The sequence below is a fragment of the Propioniciclava sinopodophylli genome, from assembly GCF_004324755.1.
GTDB classification, from domain to species: domain Bacteria; phylum Actinomycetota; class Actinomycetes; order Propionibacteriales; family Propionibacteriaceae; genus Propioniciclava; species Propioniciclava sinopodophylli.
Genome location: NZ_SDMQ01000002.1, coordinates 22,017 through 44,625 on the forward strand (window position 1 = coordinate 22,017; position 22,609 = coordinate 44,625).

A 22,609-nucleotide genomic window follows, 5' to 3' on the forward strand; every position below is an offset into this window, starting at 1 on the left:
TTGCATCAGCCACGAAACAACAAGATCTCGGCGCCAGCACTGATGTGCCTCAGCCTCACGCTGCTGTTTCTCATCTTCGCCCTGACCCACGTCCTGGCCCCCGCATCCGCCATCAACACCGGCCTGACTTCCATGCTGGGAATGGCGCAATTCTTGGCGTTTCCGGCTCTCGTCGGGGGATTCATTTCCCTCATTGCCCTGGTGGCCGTCGCGCTGTGCCTTCGCAATCGATCGCGGTGGGGCTTGGCCGCGTCCGCACTCCTGACCCTTGCCGGCCTCGTCATGGTTGCGGCCTCGACGAGTGTCGGCCTACCGACGCTGGCACAGGCTCAGGCAGACCCCACGGACCAGATCATGACCGTGGCCGAGTGGAATGCCGCTGAATCCTTCGAACCGAGCGCAGCCAGGCACCTGTTCAAGGACCTCTCCGCCGATGTGGTCGTGCTCCCGGAGTTCGGGGATCATCGCGGCAGCCGGGCGGGTACGTCACGGCTGCAAGAGGCCATCGAATCAGCAGGGCTGGTCTGGGCCGACTACGACGTCTTCGAGTCGCCCTTCACCGGCGGCTCCATCGGGCCGGTCACGGTGATCGTGCGGAAGGGTTTTGCGCGCTACTCGACCGTGCCCGTCCAGCAGACCACTTTCGGGACGCTGCGCCTCGTGTCGGACGGAGCCCCTGACATCGTCGCTCTTCACACAGCCCCGCCTCTCCCCGCGTTGATGGGGGCCTGGTCGCGCGACCTGGAGGTGATCGCCCAGCTCGCGAGCACAACCGCACAGGAGGCCCTGATCGTCGGCGACTTCAATGCGACGCTCCGGCACGGCACCCTGGCCACGGTGCACAGTCACGCCGATGCCCTGCTCGCCAGTTCGCCCATGTCCCGGGGCACCTGGCCCACCGCCCTGCCTGAACCCCTACGCACGCCCATCGACCACATCCTCGTGCCCACCAATGGCTGGAAGGTTGTCGGGGCGCGCACGCTTTCCTTGGAAGGGTCGGACCATGTGGCCGTGGTGGCCTCGGTGAAGCGGGACGCGTCGCCGTAGCCCCAGGGGTTACCAAGTCCCACCCTGCACGGCACATGCGCCCACGAAGCGCCCGCGCGGCCGAACGGGGCTGAGAGCACCGCCGCGTCATGGCTGCGGCGGAACCACCAGAGCGAGCGCCACGATGCCCACGCCCAACAACCCCAGGCAGCACACGTCGACCCAACGCCGACGCACACCGAGGAGTCCGATGCGGTGCGCGGGCAGGAAGGCGCGCAAGACCATGCCGACGAGGAAGGAGACGCCGATGACGAATGAGCCCCGTTTCCAGTGCGTCAGCCCGACCCACGCGAGCCCGATGGACACCCCGAGCAGCACCACGAACAGCGGCCACTGGCCCAGGATCAACTGCCACCAGGGGCGCGGCGCGCGCGGCCCCTGGTCCACCGACCAGGATGCCTCAGGTTCGCGACCGCTCACCCTCGCGACGCTACCAGCGCCTCCGCGCGGTCGACGACGTTCGACAACAGCATGGCGCGCGTCATCGGTCCGACGCCGCCGGGGTTGGGGGTCACCCAGGCCGCCTTGTCCCACACGTCGAGGGCCAGGTCGCCCACGGTCTTGCCGTCGACCCGGCTGACACCGACGTCGATGCACACCGCACCCTCACGAATCATGGACGCCGTCACCATGCCCGGCACCCCCGCCGCCGCGACCACGATGTCGGCGCGCCGCGTGTGATCGGTCAGGTCGCGCGTCCCGGTGTGGCACAGCGTCACGGTGGCGTTCTCCGAGCGTCGGGTCAGGATCAACCCCAGCGGACGCCCCACCGTGATCCCCCGCCCCACCACCACGACTTCCGCGCCACGCCAGTCGATCCCGTGCCGGCGCACCAGCTCGACGATCCCGCGCGGGGTGCACGGCAGGGTGGCTGGCTCGTTCAGCACGAGGCGGCCAAGGTTGATCGGGTGCAGGCCGTCGGCATCCTTGTCGGGGTCGATCAGCGACAGCGCCCAGTTCTCGTCGAGGTGCTTGGGGATCGGCAACTGCACGATGTACCCCGTGCACGCTGGGTCCTCGTTCAGCCCCCGGATCGCCTCCTCGACCTGCGCCGCGGTCGCATCCGCCGGAAGCTCGACCTGGATGGAGGCGATCCCCACCTGCTGGCAGTCGCGGTGCTTCATCCGCACATAGTTCTGCGAGGCGGGGTCGTCGCCCACCAGGACCGTGGCCAGCCCGGGCACCACGCCCTGGCCGCGCAACACCTCGACCCGAGCGGTGAGCTCGGCCTTGATCGCGGCGGCGGTCGCCACCCCGTCCAGCTTCTGTGCAGTCATGGTGCTCCTAGTGGAAGAAGTGCCGCGTGCCGGTGAAGTACAGCGCCACGCCGGCAGCCTTGCATGCCTCGATGGTCTCGTCGTCGCGCACCGACCCGCCCGGCTCGACGATGGCCTTGATGCCACCCTCGATCAGGATCGTCGGCCCGTCGGCGAACGGGAAGAACGCATCGGACGCCGCGACGGCCCCCTGCGCTCGCTCGCCCGCGCGCTCCACGGCCAGCTTGCACGAGTCGACGCGGTTGACCTGGCCCATGCCGACGCCCACCGACGCCCCTTCCGAGGCGAGCAGGATCGCGTTGCTCTTCACTGCCCGGCACGCCCGCCACGCGAAGGCCAGATCCTCCAGGGTCGCCGCATCCACAGCCTCGCCCGCGACCAGCTGCCAGCCCGTCGGGTCGTCGCCCGGGGCGTCCAGCTGGTCCGGAACCTGCAGCAGCGCACCACCGGAGATGGGCTGCAGCGACCGCTGCCGGTGCGTGTAGGGCGGCGCAACCAGGATGCGGATGTTCTTCTTGCGGTTGAGGATCTCCACGGCGCCCTCGTCGTAGCCGGGCGCGATGATCACCTCGGTGAACACGTCGGCGACCTGCTCGGCCATCTCCACCGACACCGGACGGTTTGTCGCGATCACGCCACCGAACGCCGACACCGGGTCACACGCGTGGGCGCGACGGTGAGCCTCAGCGATGTCGGCACCGATCGCGATGCCGCACGGGTTGGCGTGCTTGATGATCGCAACGCACGGCTCGTCGAAGTCATAGGCGGCGCGGTAGGCCGCATCCCCGTCGGTGTAGTTGTTGTAGCTCATCTCCTTGCCGTGCAGTTGCTCGGCCTGGGTGATGCCGGCAGGGCCGGGCGCGTAGTCGTACAGCGCGGCCGGCTGATGGGAGTTCTCGCCGTAGCGCAACGTGCCGATCCGCTCCCACGTCGCGCCGAGCCACTGCGGGAAGATCGCGTCGTCGCCCGAGGCCTCCACGAGGTTGGCGCCCATCCACGACGCCACAGCCACGTCGTAGGCCGCCGTGTGCCGGAACGCCTGCACCGCCAACGTCTTGCGCTGCGCCAGCGTGAAACCGCCCGCACCCAGCGCCTCGACCAGGCCCTCGTACTGGTCGGGTGAGGTCACGATCGCCACCGACGGGTGGTTCTTCGCGGCCGCGCGCACCATCGACGGCCCCCCGATGTCGATCTGCTCGACGCACTCGTCGACCGACGCGCCCGAGGCCACCGTCTGGGTGAACGGGTAGAGGTTGCTCACGACCAGGTCGAAGGGCTGCACCCCCAGCTCACCAAGTTGATCCACGTGCGACGACAGCCGACGGTCGGCCAGGATGCCGGCGTGCACGCGTGGGTGGAGCGTCTTCACCCGTCCGTCGAGGCACTCGGGGAACCCGGTCAACTCCGACACCTCGGTCACGGGAACACCCGCGTCGGCGAGCAACCGGTACGAGCCCCCGGTCGACACGACCTCGACGCCCGCGTCGGCCAACGCGCGGCCCAGCTCGGCCAGTCCGGTCTTGTCGTACACCGAGACCAGGGCCCGGCGGATGGCGATGCGATCCATTCTTCTCTTCTCTCTCAGCGGGACGCGGCCAACGCGTTCACGGTGTCGACGAGCAGGCGCCGCTCGGCGACCTTGATGCGCTCGTGCAGGGACTCCTCGTCGTCGCCGGGCTCCACCCGGACGGCGACCTGGTCGATGATGCGGCCTGTGTCGACACCGGCGTCCACCTCGAAGACGGTGCAGCCGGTCACCTTCACGCCGTGCTCGAGCGCGTCCCGGACGCCGTGAGCGCCCGGGAAACTCGGCAGCAGGGCCGGGTGGGTGTTGATCATGCGGCCGCCGAAGCGGGCCAGGAATGCTTCGCCCACCAGCTTCATGAAGCCTGCGCTCACGATGAGGTCGGGGTCGTGCTCGGCGCAGGCGCGCGTGAGGGCCTCGTCGAAGGACGCCCGGTCGACGGCACCCTCGGCGTCCCGGTGGTCGCCGAGGCGGACGGTGAAGGTGGGGACGCCTGCGGCGGCGGCGCGCTCCAGGCCGGTGCAGGCGCGGTCGGCCCCCACGGCCACGACGGCGGCGTCCAGCCTGCCGAACGCCTGCTCGTCCAGCAGCGCCTGCAGCAGGGTTCCCGAACCGGAGACCAGTACGAGGAGCCGCAACGTCATGGGCTCACCCTATCCAGTGGGCGCGTCCTCCGCCGCCGGTGCCCGCCGCGAGAGCCACAGGGCGCGGCCGACCCCGTAGAGGCCGCCGGCGAGGGCCAGCGGGAGCGTCGCCCACAGCAGCAGGTCGGGGAAGCGCGGGCCGAAGCCGACCAGCCGGTCGACGCCGAGGTCGCCGGTCGACAGCCAGGCCAGCAGCAGCCAGCCGAGGCCGGGCGCCACGCCGGCCACGGCGCCCTGCCACAGGCAGGGCTGCCATTCCGGCGCGCTCTGGCGCAGCAGCCACCAGGCCGACGCCGCCCCGGCGGCGACGCCGACCAGCGGCCAGGCCCAGTCGGCCACGCCGGGGACGCCGGGCACCGCGCCCAGCACGGGGATCGCGGGGAGCACCGTCGGGATGGCCACCCCGGGCGCCACGACGCCCGTGCCGCCGAGGGAGACCCCTGCGCCGAGCGCGAACGACCCGGCCCACACGATCAGGTTGGGCAGGTAGGCGAGCTGGACGAGGGTGAGGACGACCGCGCCCACGGTGTCCGGCTGGAGGGAGTCGTGCAGGGCGGCCACCTGCGGCCAGTGCGCCACCAGCGCGACGATGCCGGCGAGCAGCCCCCCGGCCAGCAGGACTGCCAGGCCGAGGCCCGCCGCCCCCGGCAGGCGCCGGACCCATTCGGGCAGGCCGGCGAGCGGCTCCAGCCCCAGGCCGGAGAGGGCGCCGACGCCGCAGCCGACGAGGGGCAGCAGCACCAGCCCCGGTACGGCCGCGGCGAGTTGGGCGGGTCCGCCGAGCACGGCGGCGAGGATGACGCCGACGACGAAGTAGGCGCCCACGCCCGCACCGGTCACGCCCGCCCAGGCCAGCCACGCGGTGCGCGGCGGGGCGTCCGGGGCCAGGTCGTACTGGCCGGCGGCGTGGTGGGCTGCGAAGGCGCACGCGGCCGCCACGAGCAGCGCCAGACCCAGCGGCACCATCCCCAGGTGGACGCCGCCGATGGACGCCGCCGCGCCGTGGAGGGCGAGCCACCCCTGCCCGATCGTGGCGAAGACGTCGGCCGCCGCGAGGTGGATGGCGGTCAGCCAGGAGACGCTGGCGAACAGGCCGACGACGACGAAGCCGAGCAGGGCGGCGCAGGCCGTCCAGACGAGGGCGGCGACGAGCCAGGGCACGTACGGGATGCGGGGGTTCTCGGGGGCCGTCGGCTCGGTCGGGGACGCCACCGTGAGGCTCACGGTGCTGCGTCGGGGTTCCAGGGGCGTGCGCATGATGCGTCCATCGTCGCCCGCGGTCGCGTCGCAATCGTGGGGACACGCCCCGGCTTGGTAAAGTCGAGGAGATGTGATCCGTGAGCAAGGGGGGAAGATGGACGAGCAGGATGGTCCGACGCCACGCCGGGCGCTACCCCCGCGCGATGAGGTTCCGGACACCGACGACGTCCTCGACGGCCCCGACCCGGCCGCCCACCGACGCGGGGCCTGGTCAGCCACCTCCGAGCCCGGGGGCCCGGCCCCGGCCACCGGCGGCACCCCGATCCCCCCGCCGGCCGTGCTGCCGGCCTCCGAAGACGCACCCGCGAGAGCGGGCCGTCGCTTCTCCGCCATGGACCTGCCGGACGACGAGGAGCGCCCTCTGCCGCGGCGCTCTGCCCTCTCTCCCGACGCGACCCGCGCGATGTCACCCCGCACCCCCGACCCCGAGTTGGACCCCGCCGTGGGCGAGGCCGCGCAGCCGCGCAACCGCAAGCGCCTGGTCCTGGGCTCGATCGCCGCCATCGCCGCGGTCGCCCTGCTCGTCGCCGGCATCTGGTGGTTCGCCGGCGAGAACGGTCCCGGCGGGCCGCGCGCCACGCCGACGCCCACGATCGACCCCGTCGCCACCTACCTGATGCAGCCCGCCGATCTGGCCGGCGTCCGCCCCGACACCACGTGGGAGGCCGTGACCACCGCCACCACGCTGGACGCCGCCACCCCGGCCCCCAAGTGCGTCACCCCCGTCCCGGAGCTCGAGGCCCAGCCGGCCGACACGCTGGTTCGGACTTTCTCGCCCACCGCCGGCGACGCGGGCGGGCTCCTCCACCAGGTGGAGACCTACGCCACCCCCGAGGAGGCCACCGCCGCCTACGCCGCGCGGGTCGCCCAGCTGGGCGCCTGCGAGCGGAACACCGCCTGGGTTCAGGGCGGCCTCGACATGGAGGGGCTGGGGGATGAGTCCACCGGTGCCACGATCGTTCTCCAAGCCGGCCAGCCGGAGTACCACTCCATCCTCGTGAGCCGGGTCGGCACGCGCGTCAACGTCGTGGATGCCACCCAGGCGACCCAAGCCCCCGAGGTAGCCGGCCTGCTGGCGGCCCTGAACGCGACCTTCACCCGCCAGTGCGGGGACAACGGCACGTGCCCGTCCCCGTCGGCGACCATCGCCGACGGCGTCCCGCCGGCCGTCGAGCCCTTCGGCTTCCTCGCAGGAGTGGACGTGCCCCGCATCACCGCCGCCGCCGGCGAGTGGCGCGGAACCCCCGTCTCCACGACCGTCACCGCCCCCGGCACGCGCTGCGAGGGCGTCGACCTGACGCAGGCGCCGGGCGCGTCCGGCGCGCAGCAGCGAACGCTGCTGCTGCAGGACGACGCGGCGGCCCCCGCCGGCTTCGGCCTGGACGAGGTGGTCTACACGTTCGCCACACCCGAGGAGGCGGCCGGGTTCGTGGCCACGCTGGCGGCCAACTTCGACAGCTGCGCCGGCCGTACGGCGACGGCGGAGGTGGCCCGCACCGGCGACCTGACGGGTGCCGGGACCGGCACCGCGTTCGTCGTGACGCGGCAGGTCGACCAGGCGGAGACGCGCGCCCGATTCCGGGTCGCGGTGCTGGCGGCCGGGAACCACGCCATCTACCTGATGGCGAACCCGACGCCGGAGTTCGACTTCGCCGACGAGCCGTTCCACACCGTCGCCCTGCGTGGCGCGGAACGGCTCACCCAGCTGCCGTAGGGACTCAGCGCCCCTTCATCACCTGGCGCACGAGCGCGGCGGTCTCGGACGGCGTCCGGCCGACCTTCACGCCCGCCTTCTCCAGCGCCTCCTTCTTGGCCGCCGCGGTGCCCGAGGAGCCGGACACGATGGCGCCCGCGTGGCCCATCGTGCGGCCCTCGGGCGCGGTGAAGCCCGCCACGTAGGCGACGACCGGCTTGGTGACGTTCTCGCGGATGAACGCGGCCGCCCGCTCCTCGGCGTCGCCGCCGATCTCGCCGATCATGACGATGCAGTCGGTCTCCGGGTCGGCCTCGAACGCCTCGAGCGCGTCGATGTGCGTGGTGCCGATGATCGGGTCGCCGCCGATGCCGATGCAGGAGCTGAAGCCGATGTCGCCCAGCTCGAACATCATCTGGTAGGTCAGCGTGCCCGACTTGCTCACCAGGCCGATGTGACCGGCGCGCGCGATGTTCGGCGGGATGATGCCAACGTTGGAGCGCCCCGGCGAGATGAGGCCCGGGCAGTTCGGCCCGACGAGGCGGACGCCCTTCTCCTCAGCCGCCGCGCGGAACTCGGCGGTGTCCTTCACCGGGATGCCCTCGGTGATGACGACGACGAGCTCGATGCCCGCGTCGATGGCGTCCAGGACGGCCTTCTTCGCGTGCGGTGGCGGCACGAACACGCAGGACACGTTGGCCCCGGTGGCGTGCCTGGCCTCGCGGACGGTGTTGAACACCGGGATCGGGTCCTCCTCGAACGTCACCGACTGCCCGCCCTTGCCGGGCGTGACGCCGCCGACGACCCGCGTGCCGAACATCATCATGCGGTTGGTGTGCTTGCGACCCTCGGTGCCGGTCATGCCCTGCACGATCACCTTGCTGCGGTGGTCCAGCCAGATGGCCATGTCACTTCCCTTCCATGGCCGCGCTGGCCAGCTCCGCGGCCGTGCGGGCCGCCTCGTCCATCGTCTCGACCACCTTGACCAGCGGGTGCGCGTACTCCTCGAGCATCGCGCGCCCGACCTCGACCGCATTGCCGTCCAGGCGGACGACGATCGGCTTGGAGGCGCGGTGACCGAGCTGCTTGAGTGCCTCGCGGATGCCCTTGGCCACCTCGGAACACGCGGTGATGCCGCCGAACACGTTCACGAACACGACCTCGACCTGCGGGTCGGACAGGATGATGTCCAGGCCGTCGGCCATGACCTGCGCCGAGGCGCCGCCGCCGATGTCGAGGAAGTTGGCGGGCTTGGGGCTGCCGGGCAGGTCCTCGCCGGCGTACGCCACGACGTCGAGGGTGCTCATCACGAGGCCCGCGCCGTTGCCGATGACGCCGACCTGGCCGTCGAGCTTGACGTAGTTGAGGTCCTTCTCGCGGGCGCGCAGCTCGAGCGGGTCGATCGCCGTGGCGTCCACCAACTCCTCGCGCTCGGGGTGCCTGAAGTCGGCGTTGTCGTCGAGGGTGACCTTGCCGTCGAGCGCGATGATGCGCCCGTCGCCGGTCTTGACCAGCGGGTTCACCTCGACGAGCGTGGCGTCCGCCTCGCGGTAGACGTCGCCCAGCCGGGTCAGCACCTCGGTGACCTGGCCCACGATGTCCTCGGCGAAGCCGACCTGCTCGACGATCTGGGCCGCCGCGGCCTCGTCCAGTCCGGTGCGTGGGTCGAGGTTGAGCCGGACGAGGGCCTCGGGGCGCTCCTCGGCGAGCTGCTCGATCTCGACGCCGCCCTCCAGGCTGCACATCGCCAGGTAGTCGCGGTTGGCACGGTCCAGCAGCATGGAGAAGTAGTACTCCTCCGCGATGTCGGCCCCCTCGGCGACCATGACGGCCTCCACGAGGTGTCCCTTGATGTCCATGCCGAGGATCGCGCGCGCGTGCTGCTCCGCCTCCTCCGGCGACTTCGCGAGCTTCACGCCGCCTGCCTTGCCGCGACCGCCCACCTTGACCTGTGCCTTGACGACCACGACGCCGCCGCCCAGCTCCTCGGCGGCGGCACGTGCCTCCGCGGGCGTGCGGGCCACCAGGCCCCGCAGCACCGGGACGCCGTGCGCCTCGAAGAGGTCGCGGGCCTGGTACTCGTATAGATCCATGCTCTCCGTCCTCGTGCGTGTCGCGTCGATGCGACACCTCGCGACGAGGGTACCGGGAGTGGCAACCCCGGGATGGCAACAAGTCTGAGAAGATTTCTGAGAATCACACAGGAACTGCTAGTGTCCTTCGTGGCCCGGCAGCGGGCATCGGCCACCACTCGGTGGCTGAGATCTCTCAGGGAAAGGCGCACAGCGTGGCACGGATCAACTCGGGCTCCTACCAGCCGCGTTGTGCCATCGTTGACCCTGACGAGGCCTTCCTGCCCGAGGCGGGGCTCCCCCGCCGCATGGCCCGCCGCAGCCGCTTCGTGCGCGGTGGCATCGCGCTCGGCGCCGCCGCCACCGTGGGCGTCCTTGCCGTCATCACGCCGGGCATCGCGCAGAGCGTGTCGGCCGCCAACGCCGCCACCTCCGAGGTCGAGACCGCTCGCATCGGCACCACCGACGCCTTCAGTGCCCGCGGCTCGGTGACCGACCGCAGCACGGACCGCCCCGAGATCGACGTGAACACCGCCGCCGTCGCCCGCGCCAGCTCGCTGGACGCCGTGGACCAGCAGGTCGCCGACACGCAGGCCTCGGTCGCCGCGCAGGCCCGTAGCCAGGCCCTGAGCACCACCGGTTCGGCCATCGACGCCGAGACCGAGCGCATCGCCTCCCAGGTCTTCTACTGGCCGACCGAGGGCGAGATCAGCTCCCCGTGGGGCATGCGCCTGCACCCGATCCTGCGCTACACCCGCCTGCACGGCGGCGCCGACATCGGCGGTGCCGTGGGCGCCCCGATCCACGCGGTCGCCGACGGCGTCGTCACCAAGGCGGCCCAGGGCTACAACGGTGGCTCCGGCAACAACGTGCGCATCGACCACGGCACCATCCAGGGCAAGCCGGTCGAGACCTCCTACCTGCACATGCACACGATCACCGTCCGCGAGGGCGAGACCGTCAAGAAGGGCCAGGTCATCGGCTCGGTCGGCAACACCGGCCTCTCCACCGCCCCGCACCTGCACTTCTCGGTGTACGTCAGCGGCGTGAACAGCGACCCGGCGCCGTACCTGTACGCCGGTCGCTGATCCTCCGGGGCGCTGGCCCCTACAGCTTCTCCATGGGTGCGTGCCGCACGGAGAGCTTCTTCAACCCCGCCGACCCGAAGTCCACGACGACCTTGAGGTTGTCGCCGGCGCCCTCCGTCGCGGTGACGGTCCCCATCCCGAACGTCGTGTGCAGCACGCGGTCGCCCGTGCCCAGCGGCGAGACCACCTTGGGTGCCGCCGGCTTGGCGCCGAACCCGACCGTGCTGCGCCACGACTGCTCCGTGCGCCGCGACGAGCCGGACGCCCACGACCCGACCTGGCTGCCCAGGCGGCGCCAGTCGAGCAGGTGCGCCGGGATCTCCCCGATGAACCGGCTCGCGGGGTTGTACTGCGGCTGTCCCCACATCACCCGGACGGTGGAGCGCGTCAGGAACAGCCGCTGCCGGGCGCGGGTGATGCCCACGTAGGCCAGGCGGCGCTCCTCAGCGAGCTCGTCAGGGTCGGACATGGCCCGCATGTGCGGGAAGATCCCGTCCTCGAAGCCCGTCAGGAACACGACGGGGAACTCCAGCCCCTTGGCGGTGTGCAGGGTCATCAGGGTGACCACGCCGCGGTCGACGCCCTCGCCCCCGTCCTCAGTTGCTGCCGGGATCTGGTCGGAGTCGGCCACCAGCGCGATGCGCTCCAGGAAGGCGGGCAGCGAGTCGTCCGGCTCGGGCGAGCCGAGCAGCCCGGACTCCCCCGGCCCGACGTCCTCGGTGTGGGCGGCCGCCACGAACTCGCCTGCGACGCTGACGAACTCGATGACGTTCTCCAGGCGCGTCTGGTCCTGCGGGTCGGTGGAGTTCTGCAGCTCGTCGAGGTAGCCGGACTCGTTCAGGATCGACGCCAGGATCTGGTCGGCGCTCACCCCGTCGGCGACGAGCTGCCGGTGCTCGGCCATCATCGCCGCGAAGGACGCCAGCTGCTTGGCCGAGCGGGGCGCCAGGCCGACGACCTCGTCGATGCGGTCCAGCGCGTGCCCGAACGGGATGCGATGTTCGGCGGCGAAGGCGTCCACCATCGCCTCGGCCCGGTCGCCGATGCCGCGCTTGGGCACGTTCAGGATGCGGCGCACGCTCACGTCGTCGGCCGGGTTCGCGATGGCGCGCAGGTAGGCGATCGCGTCGCGCACCTCACGGCGCTCGTAGAAGCGGACGCCGCCGACCACCTTGTAGGGCAGCCCGACGCGGATGAACACCTCCTCGAACGCACGGGACTGCGCGTTGGTGCGGTAGAAGACCGCCACGTCGGAGTACCGGCCGCCGGCGTCAGCCAGCTTGTCCACCTCGCTCGCGACGAACTGCGCCTCCTCATGCTCGGTGTCGGCGACGTAGGCCGTGATGAGCTCGCCGTCGCCGGCGTCCGACCACAGCTTCTTCGCCGGACGCCCCTCGTTGCGCTCGATCACCGCGTTGGCGGCGGTGAGGATCGTCTGGGTGGAGCGGTAGTTCTGTTCCAGCAGGATGGTCCGGGCGCCGGGGAAGTCGGAGGAGAAGTCGAGGATGTTGCGGATCGTCGCCCCCCGGAACGCGTAGATCGACTGGTCCGAGTCGCCGACCACCATCAGCTCGGGCGGGTCGACGAGGTTGTCGTCGGCCACCGCGTCCGCGCCGCACAACTCGCGGACGAGCACGTATTGGGCGTGGTTGGTGTCCTGGTACTCGTCCACCAGCACGTGCCGGAAGCGGCGGCGGTACTTCTCGCGCAGGTCGGGGTGCGCCTGCAGCAGGTGCACGGCGGTCATGATGATGTCGTCGAAGTCGAGGGCGTTGGAGGCGACGAGGCGGCGCTGGTACTCCGCGTACGCCTCGGCGTACACGGCGTCGTGGCCGCCGGTGGCCTGGCGGGCGGCCGACTCGAAGTCGACCAGTTCGTTCTTCCAGTTCGACACGGCGTTCATCACCGTGCGGACGGGATACCGCTTGGCGTCCAGGTTGAGGTCGCGGCACACGAGTGACATGAGGCGCTTGGAGTCGGTGTCGTCGTAGATGGAGAATGTCCGCGCCATGCCGAAGCGGTCGATGTCGGCGCGCAGGATGCGCACGCACGCGGAGTGGAACGTGGAGACCCACATCAGGCGTGCGCGGTTTCCGACGAGCTCCTCCACGCGGTGGCGCATCTCGGCCGCCGCCTTGTTGGTGAACGTGATCGCGAGCACCGACCCCGGGTGGACGCCCCGCTGGCCGATGAGCCAGGCGATGCGCCGGGTGAGCACGCGGGTCTTGCCCGAGCCGGCGCCGGCCACGACCAGCACGGGCGAGCCGGCGTGGATGACGGCCTCGCGCTGCGGGGGGTTGAGGCCCTCCAGGAGCTCGTCGGCGCTGGGCTGACGGCGGCGGTCGGGCCGTTCCGCCACCGCCGCACCGACCTCGCGCGGCGCCCGTTCCACGGGGGCGGGCTCGGCGTTGAACGAGAAGAGGTCGGGCATGTCAGTCATGGCACCGGCCAGCCTAGTTGGCGCGGGGGCGTCGGTTAGTCTGTGCCCATGCTCATCGGTGGAGTGCGCACGGCGGTGCGGTGGGGCGTGGCCGGGCTGGCCACGGCGCAGGCCGGCGTCATCGCGACGTTGATGATCGCCGACCGCAGGCGCCGGCGCAGCCGCCAGCACGTGGCGTTCCCCACGATGCCACCACAGACGATGCCGGCCGACGAGACCGAGGTGACGGTCTACACCAAGGGCCGCGACCTCTACGACGACATGATCGCAGCCATCGATGCCGCCGAGCACACCGTGCTGCTGGAGACCTACATCTGGAAGGCGGACCGGACGGGCCAGCGGTTCAAGCGTGCCGTCACCGCGGCGGCCGAGCGCGGCGTGGCCGTCTACCTCGTCTACGACTGGTTCGCCAACCTCGTGGTGCCCCAGCAGTTCTTCAATTTCGACCCGCGCCTCAACGTCCTGCGGCACCGGCCGTGGACGGGCCTGCGCCGATTCCCCGTCCGGGCCCCCGGCCTCAACCACCGCAAGGTGCTCGTCGTGGACGGCGCGATCGGCTTCCTCGGCGGCTACAACATCGGCTCGGAGTACGCCACCCGTTGGCGCGACACGCACATGCGGCTCGTCGGCCCGGCCGTCGCCGACCTGGAGAACGTCTTCGTCGACTATTGGAACCAGACGCGTTCCAAGAACCACACGACGCTCGCACAACCGGACCAGCGGCAGTGGGACTCACCCATCACGCTGGCCCGCAACGTGCCCAGCTTGGGCGTGTATCCGATTCGCTACATGTACCTGGAGGCCATCGACCGCGCCCGCGAACGCATCTGGCTCACCCACGCCTACCTGATCCCCGACGACGACCTGGTCTTCGCCCTCGTGGAGGCTGTCGAGCGCGGCGTCGACGTCCGGATCATCGTGCCGGCCGAGTCGAACCACGTGGTCGCCGACTGGCTGAGCCGGGTGTCCTACCACGCCCTGTTGAGCCGTGGCGTCCGCCTCTTCCTGTACCAGAACGCCATGGTGCACGCGAAGACGGCCACCATCGACGGCGTGTGGTCGACGATTGGCACGGCCAACATCGACCGCCTCAGCCTCGTTGGCAACTACGAGGTCAACGCCGAGGTGCTGAACGCCGACATCGCGGCCATGATGGAGGGGATCTTCACCATGGACCTCGGTAACTGCCGCGAGCTCACGCTCGAGGAGTGGGAGCAGCGCCCTCTGGCCGCGAAAGTGTCCGAGGGGATCATCGCTCCGTTGCGACCGCTCCTGTGAGGCCCTGAGCCTGTAAAGCGCGTCTCTCAGGGCTGACTTCCCGGGGTGCACCTGATTGAACCCTGAACGGGCGGCGTGTGGCTAGCGCAAACGGGCAAAGCCCGGTTAGCCTCGAGCCATGGGAATCATCGGTTGGATTGTTCTGGGCCTCCTCGCTGGGGCCATCGCCAAGGCCATCATGCCGGGCTCGCAGGGCGGCGGGTGGCTCGCCACCCTCGTCCTGGGTGTGGTCGGCGCCCTGCTGGGCGGCTTCATCGGTAGCGCCGTCTTCAACGTCGGCCTCGACACCTTCTGGAGCCTCCAGACCTGGATCGTCGCCATCCTCGGCGCGCTGCTGGTCCTGGTCATCTGGGGCTTCGTCACCAAGAACCGTCGCGCCTGACACGCGGCCTCGAGGAGGCAGAAGGCCCCCGGGAATCCTCCCGGGGGCCTTTCGCCGTCTACTGACGTGCTCAGACCAGCTTGCGGTCGGTCGCCCAGCGCGTCAGCTGGTGGCGGTTGGACAGCTGGAGCTTGCGCAGCACGGAGCTGACGTGGGTCTCCACGGTCTTGATCGAGATGAACAGTTCCTTGGCGACCTCCTTGTAGGCGTAACCGCGCGCGATGAGGCGCAGCACCTCGCGCTCGCGCTGGGAGAGCCGATCAAGGTCCTCGTCGATGGAGGCGATGTCGATGGCGCCGGAGAAGGCGTCCAGCACGAAACCGGCCAGGCGCGGCGAGAACACGGCGTCCCCGTCGGCGACGCGGCCGATGGCCTCCACGAGCTCGGCGCCGGAGATCGACTTGGTGACGTAGCCGCGCGCGCCGGCGCGGATGACGCCGATCACGTCCTCGGCCGCGTCGGACACCGACACCGCCAGGAACTTCACGTCCGGCTGGGTGGCGTGCACCTGCTTGATGACCTCCATTCCCCCGCCCCCGGGCATGTGCACGTCCAGCAGGACGACGTCGGGGGTGGTGCGGGTGATGGCCTCGACGGCAGTCGGGACGTCCTCGCCCTCGCCGACGATGGTCACGTACGGGCCAATGTCGTGCTTGACGCCGCTGCGGAACATGGCGTGGTCGTCGACCACGACCACGCGCCGCTGCCGGTTCGGCTGGCTCGGGGTCTCGGTGGTCTCGGGGCTGGTGGTCTCTTCGCTCATCGCCTCATCTCCAGGGTCACTTCCGTTCCTCGCTCGGCCGAGGACCGGATCCTCGCCACGCCGTGGTGCCGGGCCATCCGGTCCAGGATGCTGCCGCGGACGCCCATCCGGTCGTCCGCGATGTCGTCGGTGTCGAAGCCCCGCCCGCGGTCGCGGACGAACACCTCGACGAGGTCCTCACCCACCTCAGCGTAGACGTCGACCAGCGGTGCGCCCGAGTGCTTGGCCGCATTGCGCATCGCCTCCCGCGCGGCGCGGACCAGTTCCCGCAGCGCCGGGGTCAGCTCGACGTCGTCCCCTACCGTGACTGTCTCGACCGTGACGGGGAAATTGTCCTCGACCTCCAGGGCGGCCTCCAGCAACGCCCCGCGGAGCGTGTCGGCCTCCTCCGCCTCGCCGTAGAGCCACTCACGCAGCTCGCGCTCCTGGCGGCGGGCCAGCCGCGACACCTCGCGTGGGTCCGTGGACTGGCGCTGGATCAGCGCGAGCGTCTGCAGCACCGAGTCGTGCAGGTGGGCGGCCATGTCGGCGCGGGCGTCGCTCAGCAGCTTCGCCTCCCGCAGCCGGCCCAGCGCGCGGCGCGCGCGCAGCACCCAGGGCGCCGCAAGCAGCGCCAGACCGGCGACCAGCAGGCCTAGGCCCAGCAGCAGGACGCCGAGCGTGCCCACCTGCGGCAGCTGCAGCAGGACGAGGGTGATCGAGGCGCCGAGCGCGACCACAGCGACGATGTGCGCCAGCACGATGGTCCAGTGGGCGGCCACCGTGCGGGCCCAACTGCGCCAGCCGTTCGCCTGCTCCGACGGCGTCCCCTGCGCCCGGTCGGCCTGCCACCACACCAGCCCGGCCGCCAGTGCGCCCAGGCCACCCGCCAACAGCCACGGGAGTTGGGGCCCCCAGCCGAGCACCTGCAGCAGCCACAGGCCACCCCCGGCCACCAGGCCGAGGGCGATCACCTGGCCGACGTCCGCGCCGCGCGGGCCGGACGCCTCGGCCGTCCGCAGGCCCCGGCGGGTGGCGGCCTCCACGCCGGGGGCGGCGCGGAGTCCGGTCGCCGGCGGGATCAGCAGCCACAGAATGAGGTAAGCGGCCACGCCGATGAGTTGCCACGCGGCGAGGACGGCGAACGCCGCCCGCAGCATCAGCGGGGAGACTCCGATGTGGTCGCCGAGGCCGGCCGCCACCCCCGCGACCTGGGCGCGCTCCAGCGGCCGCACCAGGTGCCGGGGGCCGGTGGGGATCACGCTCAACGAGTCGTCGTTCGCGGAGGCCTCGAGCATGCACCCCATGCTAGGGCTCACAGCCCGGGGGACCCATCGGGGGAACCCTGATGGGTTTCGTGCCGACGCCGGGAAGAATGGGAGCATGCCCAACCTCCCTGTGCGCGTGCGCACCGACGCCAAGCTCGCCGGCGTCTGTGCAGCCCTCGCGCGGGCGTGGTCGATCGACCCGATCATCGTCCGGGTCGCCTTCGTGTTGCTGGCGTTCTTCACCAACGGCTTCATTATCGCCGCCTACGCCGCCCTGTGGGCCCTGCTGCCCGAGCGCGGCGGCCAGGCCCCCCTGCACCAGCTGTTCCCCGCCACACGGTCGTGGTCGTGGCCGACGCTGGTGACCGTCGTCGTCCTCGTCACCGCGACCGTGGGCGCGGCCGTCTCCGGCAGCGGACCGGGCGCGTTCGTCGTGCTCGTGCTGGCCTGGGTCATCCTGCGCTTCGGCTTGGCCGGCCGGCGCACCCCCGAGCCGCCCGCCGCCTCCGCCCCCCTGCCGCCGCCCACCACCCCGTTCGAGCGTGTGGCGCTGGCCTGGCAGCAGCGCCTCGACAACCTAGAGAACGGACGCCCCGCCGACTGGGTACCCCAAGTCGAGGCCGCCTCGTCGTCCCTGTACTCGCCCGCCGCGGGCCCCGTGTCGCGGCGCTCCCCCGCCGTCCGCCGCCGCGGCGCACGCACGTGGCTCGGCGTCGGCGTCGGCGTCGGCTCGGCATGGACCGGCCTGGCGATCGCATCCGCCCTGGGCGTCGTGGTCGAGCCGCTGGCATGGGCGGCGTCCGCCCTGCTGGTGTTGGCGGCCACGCTCGTGTGGTCGGCCCGCCCCGCCCGTGCTGCGTACGGACGCCCCCGCTTCCTTCTGCCGCTGGCGATCCTCGTGGGCCTGGGCACCATCCCGCTCCTCACCCCCGTCGCGGCACCCACGGTGGCGAACGTGACGGCTCCCGTCGCGATGCCCGGCACCGTCCAGAACCTGCCGATCGGCGAGAACGTCATCGACCTGGCAGCCAGCCCGACCGCCGACGAGACGCTCCGCTACCGCCTCGACCTCGGCGACGTCGAGGTGCGCGTGCCCCGGGAGGGCAACGTCGTGGTGAACGCCCACGTCGACCTGGGCGAGATCAAGACCCCGAGCGGCGACCGCGAGGGCATGGACCTCGACCACACCTGGTCGCGGGTCGACGACCCAGCAGCGCCCACCCGAACGATCGAGGTCGAGGTCGGCCTTGGTGAGGTGGTGGTCCGCCCATGAAGCCCCGCACGGACGTCGTCGCCCTCGTCATCGGCCTGGTGCTGCTGGCCCTGGCCGGCGTCGGCCTCTGGGAGGCCTTCAGCGCCGTCGCCTGGTCGACGGTCGCCATCGCCGCCCCCGTCTGCCTCGTCGTGTTCGGCCTGATCGGGCTGTTCGCCTCGCGGGGCAAGGCCTGAGTTCACCGCAAGACCCCAACGAAAGGAAGACCCCCATGTCCAACGCCCTCGTTCGCAGCAGTTCCGACAAAGTCATCGCCGGTGTCTGCGGCGGGCTTGCCCGCCAGTTCGGCATCGACTCCAACCTGCTCCGGGTCCTGTTCGTGCTCGGCGCGATCTTCCTGCAGTTCGGCTGGCTCATCTACGTGGCCCTGTGGCTGCTGCTGCCCGCCGAGAGCTCCGGTCGCACCGGCTTCGACGCGCTGAAGGACCAGTTCGGCTCCTCCAGCAACTGACCCCTCGGCAGGCTCAGAGATCCTCAGCGGGCGGCGGTGCGGACCGTCGCCCGCTCTCCACGCCCGCCAGCCCCCATCGCACCGTCGCGGTGGCCAGGCGTCCCACCACCCGACCCGGCCCGACCGGGACGCGCGTCCCGATCATCGTGCGGGCCCACTCTGGCAGCGCGGCGATCCCGCCCGTGGTCAGGCCCGCGTAGCCGGCGCGGCCGGCGGGGATCGGCCTCATGGATTCCATCCTGCCCGATGGGGGGAGGACAATGGTCCCCGTGACCAATCCAGCATGGACCAACAACTACCAGCCGGGCGTCCCCGTCGAGATCGACGTCCCCGACGAGCCGCTGACGGCCATGCTCGCCCGCGCCGCGCGCAAGGGCGGACGCCGCACCGCGTGCGAGTTCTTCGGCGCCGAGACGAGCTACCGCGACCTGGCCGACCAGGTCGAGCGTGCGGCGTCCGGCCTCGCCTCGCTGGGCGTGGGCCCCGGCGACCGCGTCGCGATCGTGCTGCCCAATTCCCCGCAGCACGTGGTGGCGTTCTACGCCGTCCTGCGCCTGGGCGCGGTGGTCGTGGAGCACAACCCGCTCTACACCGCGACCGAGCTGTCGACCATGTTCGCCGACCACGGCGCCCGCATTGCCATCGCGTGGGACATCGCGGTCCCCAAGTTGCCCGAGGTTGACCACGTCGTCGCGGTGAACCTGCTCGAGGCCTTCCCCGCCGCCAAGCGGCTCGCGCTGCACCTCCCCGTGCCGAAGCTGGCGGCCACCCGCAGGCGGCTGCACGCCAAGGCGCCGGGCACCATCGCGTGGCGGAAGCTGCTCTCCCACGCCCCGCTGGAGAACTGGGCCGAACCCACGGCGTCCGACCTGGCGGTGATCCAGTACACCTCGGGTACGACCGGCGCGTTCAAGGGCGCCATGCTCACCCACCGCAACCTGTACGCCAACGCGCTGCAGGGTGCAGCCTGGATGAAGGACGCGAAGGACGGCAAGGAGACGATCTACGCCGTCCTGCCGATGTTCCACGCGTTCGGGATGACGCTGTACCTGACCTTCGGGATGCTCAAGCGGGCCCGGCTGGTGCTGTTCCCGACGTTCGACGTCGACATGGTGCTGGATGCCGCCCGCAAGCGCCCGCCGACGGTGTTCTGCGCCGTGCCGCCCATCTACGAGAAGACCGCACGGCGCGCGATCGAGCGGAAGATCTCGCTCAAGTCGGCGAAGTTCTGCATCTCCGGGGCAATGAAGCTGACCGACCCCGTCGTAAAGCTGTGGGAGTCGGTCTCCGGCGGACTGCTCGTCGAGGGCTACGGCCTGACCGAGACCTCCCCGGTGGCCCTGGGCAACCCGTTCTGGCCGACGCGGCGCACCGGGACGATCGGCGTCCCGTTCCCCTCGACGCTGATGAGGGTGGTTGACCCCGACGACCCGACCCGCGAGGTGGCCCAGGGCGAGGAGGGCGAGCTGCTGCTCAAGGGCCCCCAGGTGTTCGTCGGCTACTGGAACTCCCCGCAGGAGACTGCCAAGTCCCTGCTGCCCGACGGGTGGCTGCGCACCGGCGACATTGTCGTCACCGACGCCGAGGGCTTCACCACCATCGTGGACCGGCTGAAGGAGATCATCGTCACCGGCGGGTTCAACGTGTCGCCCTCGGAGGTGGAGCACGTGCTCATGGAGCACCCCGACATCGACGACGTCGCGGTGGTCGGGCTGCAGACGGAGTCGGGCGAGCAGGTCGCCGCCGCCGTCGTCCTCCGGCCTGGCGCGCACCTGGACGTCGCCGAGGTCCGCGCGTGGGCCAAGCATCGGCTGGCCGCCTACAAGGTGCCCCGCAGCTTCGTCGCGGTCGAGGAGCTGCCCAAGTCGCTGCTCGGCAAGGTGCTGCGCAAGCAGGTCCGGGAGTCGCTCACGCAGGCTGCGTGACCTCTCTGGGCGGCCCCCACGGCGACGGCGGTGGCCAGCAGCCCCCCAGTCGCGTGCCAGCGGGCGGTCAGTTCGCCCAGCGTTCGGCCGTCGGCGACCAGCGGTTCGGCGAGCCGCACGCGCGCGCAGCCGTCGGGGTGCAGGCGGACGTCGGCGTCCCCGAAGTCGAGCCAGACGCCCATCAGCGGGTGCCAGGCCTTGAACAGCGCCTCCTTGACGCTGAACAGGAGACGGTCCCAGGCCGGGCCTGGCGGGAGACCGGCCAGCGCCGCGCGTTCGGCGTCCGACGCGATCACGCCGAGGGTGTCGCCGGGCAGGGGCAGGTCGGGTTCGGCGTCGATCCCGAGAGCGGCCAGGTGCTCGCGGCGGGCGACCGCGGCGGCGCGGTAGCCCGCGCAGTGCGTGATGCTGCCCACCACGCCGGGCGGCCACACCGGGGCGCGCATCGGCGCCGTGGGGAGGGCGACGGGCGCCACACCCAGTTCGGCCAGGGCCCGGCGGGCCAGATGGCGTCCGGTGGTGTACTCGGCGACGCGGTCGGCCGTGGCGTGGCGCACGGCGTCCGGTTCGGGCGGCAGGAGCGGGCCGGAGCCGGCGTCGCCCGAGGCGGCGGCGACGCGGACGCACTCGGGCAGGATCGCCTCGAGCAGCGCCGACGGGCCGGGGCCCGTCACTCCCACTCGATGGTGCCCGGCGGCTTGCTGGTGATGTCGAGCACGACGCGGTTTACCTCGCGCACCTCGTTGGTGATGCGGGTCGAGATCTTCTCGAGCAGCTCGTACGGCAGGCGCGACCAGTCGGCGGTCATGGCGTCCTCGCTGGAGACGGGGCGCAGCACGATCGGGTGGCCGTAGGTGCGGCCGTCGCCCTGGACGCCGACGCTGCGGACGTCGGCCAGCAGCACCACGGGGAACTGCCAGACGTCCTGCTCGTGGCCGGACGCCGCCAGCTCCTCGCGGGCGATCGCGTCGGCCTCGCGGAGGAGGTCGAGGCGCTCGCGGGTGACCTCGCCGACGATGCGGATGCCGAGGCCCGGACCGGGGAACGGGTGGCGCCACACCATCTCGTGCGGCAGGCCGAGCTCCTCGCCGACGGCGCGCACCTCGTCCTTGAACAACGTGCGCAGCGGCTCGATGAGCGTGAACTGGAGGTCGTCGGGCAGTCCGCCCACGTTGTGGTGGCTCTTGATGTTCGCCGCTCCCTCACCGCCGCCGGACTCGACGACGTCCGGGTAGAGGGTGCCCTGCACGAGGAACTGAATGTCTTCGGCGTCGTCGATCTCGCGAACGGTTTGCTCGAAGACACGGATGAACTCGCGTCCGATGATCTTGCGCTTCGTCTCCGGTTCGCTCACCCCGGCGAGCGCGGTCAGGAACTGCTCCTCGGCGTCCGCCACGACCAAGTTGATGCCGGTGATGCGGACGAAGTCGTCGCGGACCTGCTCGCGCTCCCCCTTGCGCAGCAGGCCGTGATCGACGAACGCACAGGTGAGCTGGTCACCGATGGCCTTGTGCACGAGCGCTGCGGCCACCGCCGAGTCGACACCGCCGGACAGGGCGCACAGGACCTTGGCGTCCCCGACCTCGGCGCGGATCGCGGCCACCGCCTCCTCGACGATGTTGGCCGCGGTCCAGTTGGGCTCCAGGCCCGCGACGTCATAGAGGAACTGCGCGATCACCTGCTGGCCGTGCTGGCTGTGCAGCACCTCGGGGTGCCACTGGACGCCCGCGAGGCGACGCTCGGCGTCCTCGAAGGCGGCGACGGGCGCGCCGGCTGTGTGGGCCAGCACGGTGAATCCGTCGGGGGCGACCTTCACGGCGTCGCCGTGGCTCATCCATGTGGAGAACGAGTCGGGAAGGTTGTGCAGCAGGACGCCGCGCTGGGTCACCGTCGTGGGGGTGCGGCCGAACTCGCTCAGGCCGGTCTGCGACACCTCGCCGCCGAGGCTGGCCGCCATCGCCTGGAAGCCGTAGCAGATGCCGAACACCGGGACGCCGAGCTCGAACAGGCGCGGGTCGACCTGCGGTGCACCGTCGGCGTAGACCGACTGGGGCCCTCCCGACAGGATGATCGCCGCCGGCCGCCGGGCCGCGATGGCCTCGACGGACGCCGTGTGCGGCACGATCTCGGAGTACACCTTGGCCTCGCGGACGCGGCGGGCGATGAGTTGGGCGTACTGGGCGCCGAAGTCGACGACCAGGACCGGCGCGTGCGTGGTCTGCGTGGATGCCTGGGTCACGGCCG

General features: G+C 71.4%; 22 protein-coding genes. 9 read left to right on the plus strand and 13 right to left on the minus strand.

Annotated features, from left to right (window positions below; translation table 11 throughout):
* Positions 1–1,047: an endonuclease/exonuclease/phosphatase family protein gene (locus ET989_RS02330; RefSeq protein ID WP_131166959.1), complete on the plus strand. Its 1,047-nt coding sequence runs from the start codon at positions 1–3 to the stop codon at positions 1,045–1,047.
* Positions 1,048–1,134: 87 nt separating this feature from the next.
* Here ET989_RS02330 and ET989_RS02335 read toward each other — a convergent pair whose 3' ends face one another.
* The 5 genes from ET989_RS02335 to ET989_RS02355 are packed head-to-tail and all read right to left on the minus strand — an operon-like array spanning position 1,135 to position 5,750.
* Complete coding sequence (locus ET989_RS02335) at positions 1,135–1,467, minus strand: DUF3017 domain-containing protein (protein WP_165489988.1); 333 nt, start codon at positions 1,465–1,467, stop codon at positions 1,135–1,137.
* On the minus strand, positions 1,464–2,324 hold the full coding sequence (locus tag ET989_RS02340; protein WP_131166961.1) for a bifunctional methylenetetrahydrofolate dehydrogenase/methenyltetrahydrofolate cyclohydrolase: 861 nt from the start codon (positions 2,322–2,324) through the stop codon (positions 1,464–1,466). Before ET989_RS02340 ends, ET989_RS02335 begins: the two co-directional genes overlap by 4 nt.
* A 7-nt stretch (positions 2,325–2,331) precedes the next feature.
* Positions 2,332–3,891, minus strand: coding sequence for a bifunctional phosphoribosylaminoimidazolecarboxamide formyltransferase/IMP cyclohydrolase (gene purH, locus ET989_RS02345; RefSeq protein ID WP_131166962.1), 1,560 nt, complete (start codon positions 3,889–3,891; stop codon positions 2,332–2,334).
* 14 nt (positions 3,892–3,905) lie between these two features.
* A complete protein-coding gene (gene purN / locus ET989_RS02350) occupies positions 3,906–4,493 on the minus strand; it encodes a phosphoribosylglycinamide formyltransferase (protein WP_131166963.1) in 588 nt (195 codons plus the stop codon).
* 9 nt (positions 4,494–4,502) lie between these two features.
* Entirely contained in the window at positions 4,503–5,750 is a 1,248-nt protein-coding gene (locus ET989_RS02355; protein ID WP_131166964.1) for a cell division protein PerM, read from the minus strand.
* A 97-nt stretch (positions 5,751–5,847) separates the two neighbouring features.
* Here ET989_RS02355 and ET989_RS02360 point away from each other — a divergent pair, with 97 nt between their 5' ends.
* On the plus strand, positions 5,848–7,467 hold the full coding sequence (locus ET989_RS02360) for a hypothetical protein (RefSeq protein ID WP_131166965.1): 1,620 nt from the start codon (positions 5,848–5,850) through the stop codon (positions 7,465–7,467).
* Between the two features lie 4 nt (positions 7,468–7,471).
* Here ET989_RS02360 and sucD read toward each other — a convergent pair whose 3' ends face one another.
* Together sucD and sucC are read right to left on the minus strand one after the other, a co-directional pair.
* The gene (gene sucD / locus ET989_RS02365; protein ID WP_131166966.1) at positions 7,472–8,353 is read right to left on the minus strand and encodes a succinate--CoA ligase subunit alpha; all 882 of its coding nucleotides are present in this window, start codon (positions 8,351–8,353) and stop codon (positions 7,472–7,474) included.
* A gap of 1 nt (position 8,354) precedes the next feature.
* Positions 8,355–9,539: an ADP-forming succinate--CoA ligase subunit beta gene (sucC, locus tag ET989_RS02370; protein ID WP_131166967.1), complete on the minus strand. Its 1,185-nt coding sequence runs from the start codon at positions 9,537–9,539 to the stop codon at positions 8,355–8,357.
* A 194-nt stretch (positions 9,540–9,733) separates the two neighbouring features.
* Between sucC and ET989_RS15215 the strand changes: the two genes are divergently transcribed.
* Positions 9,734–10,606 carry a M23 family metallopeptidase gene (locus ET989_RS15215; protein WP_206662194.1) on the plus strand — a complete coding sequence of 291 codons (873 nt, stop codon included), beginning with the start codon at positions 9,734–9,736 and terminating at the stop codon, positions 10,604–10,606.
* Between the two features lie 19 nt (positions 10,607–10,625).
* Here the strand turns inward: ET989_RS15215 and pcrA are convergent, their stop codons facing one another.
* Entirely contained in the window at positions 10,626–13,046 is a 2,421-nt protein-coding gene (pcrA, locus tag ET989_RS02380) for a DNA helicase PcrA (RefSeq protein WP_131166968.1), read from the minus strand.
* Positions 13,047–13,094: 48 nt separating this feature from the next.
* Here pcrA and ET989_RS02385 point away from each other — a divergent pair, with 48 nt between their 5' ends.
* Positions 13,095–14,324 carry a phospholipase D-like domain-containing protein gene (locus ET989_RS02385; RefSeq protein ID WP_131166969.1) on the plus strand — a complete coding sequence of 410 codons (1,230 nt, stop codon included), beginning with the start codon at positions 13,095–13,097 and terminating at the stop codon, positions 14,322–14,324.
* Between the two features lie 118 nt (positions 14,325–14,442).
* A complete protein-coding gene (locus ET989_RS02390; protein ID WP_131166970.1) occupies positions 14,443–14,706 on the plus strand; it encodes a GlsB/YeaQ/YmgE family stress response membrane protein in 264 nt (87 codons plus the stop codon).
* 70 nt (positions 14,707–14,776) lie between these two features.
* On the opposite strand, the gene ET989_RS02395 is transcribed toward ET989_RS02390, so the two are convergent.
* Positions 14,777–15,469, minus strand: a complete 693-nt coding sequence (locus ET989_RS02395; protein WP_131166971.1) for a response regulator — start codon at positions 15,467–15,469, stop codon at positions 14,777–14,779.
* On the minus strand, positions 15,466–16,746 hold the full coding sequence (locus ET989_RS02400) for an ATP-binding protein (RefSeq protein ID WP_165489989.1): 1,281 nt from the start codon (positions 16,744–16,746) through the stop codon (positions 15,466–15,468). Before ET989_RS02400 ends, ET989_RS02395 begins: the two co-directional genes overlap by 4 nt.
* Before the next feature lie 85 nt (positions 16,747–16,831).
* Between ET989_RS02400 and ET989_RS02405 the strand changes: the two genes are divergently transcribed.
* The 3 genes from ET989_RS02405 to ET989_RS02415 are packed head-to-tail and all read left to right on the plus strand — an operon-like array spanning position 16,832 to position 18,440.
* Positions 16,832–17,989 carry a PspC domain-containing protein gene (locus ET989_RS02405; RefSeq protein WP_165489990.1) on the plus strand — a complete coding sequence of 386 codons (1,158 nt, stop codon included), beginning with the start codon at positions 16,832–16,834 and terminating at the stop codon, positions 17,987–17,989.
* Positions 17,986–18,165 carry a hypothetical protein gene (locus ET989_RS02410; protein WP_131166974.1) on the plus strand — a complete coding sequence of 60 codons (180 nt, stop codon included), beginning with the start codon at positions 17,986–17,988 and terminating at the stop codon, positions 18,163–18,165. The genes ET989_RS02405 and ET989_RS02410 overlap by 4 nt, the downstream gene beginning before the upstream one ends.
* Before the next feature lie 35 nt (positions 18,166–18,200).
* The gene (locus ET989_RS02415; protein WP_131166975.1) at positions 18,201–18,440 is read left to right on the plus strand and encodes a PspC domain-containing protein; all 240 of its coding nucleotides are present in this window, start codon (positions 18,201–18,203) and stop codon (positions 18,438–18,440) included.
* A 13-nt stretch (positions 18,441–18,453) separates the two neighbouring features.
* Here the strand turns inward: ET989_RS02415 and ET989_RS02420 are convergent, their stop codons facing one another.
* Positions 18,454–18,669 carry a hypothetical protein gene (locus tag ET989_RS02420; protein ID WP_131166976.1) on the minus strand — a complete coding sequence of 72 codons (216 nt, stop codon included), beginning with the start codon at positions 18,667–18,669 and terminating at the stop codon, positions 18,454–18,456.
* 40 nt (positions 18,670–18,709) lie between these two features.
* On the opposite strand from ET989_RS02420, the gene ET989_RS02425 reads away from it, so the two are divergent.
* On the plus strand, positions 18,710–20,365 hold the full coding sequence (locus ET989_RS02425) for a long-chain-fatty-acid--CoA ligase (protein WP_421958205.1): 1,656 nt from the start codon (positions 18,710–18,712) through the stop codon (positions 20,363–20,365).
* Here ET989_RS02425 and ET989_RS02430 read toward each other — a convergent pair.
* Together ET989_RS02430 and guaA are read right to left on the minus strand one after the other, a co-directional pair.
* Entirely contained in the window at positions 20,260–21,039 is a 780-nt protein-coding gene (locus ET989_RS02430) for a 4'-phosphopantetheinyl transferase family protein (RefSeq protein WP_131166977.1), read from the minus strand. The two genes, ET989_RS02425 and ET989_RS02430, sit on opposite strands and share 106 nt — an antisense overlap.
* Complete coding sequence (gene guaA, locus ET989_RS02435; RefSeq protein WP_180320750.1) at positions 21,036–22,604, minus strand: glutamine-hydrolyzing GMP synthase; 1,569 nt, start codon at positions 22,602–22,604, stop codon at positions 21,036–21,038. The genes ET989_RS02430 and guaA overlap by 4 nt, the downstream gene beginning before the upstream one ends.
* Positions 22,605–22,609: the final 5 nt, after the last annotated feature.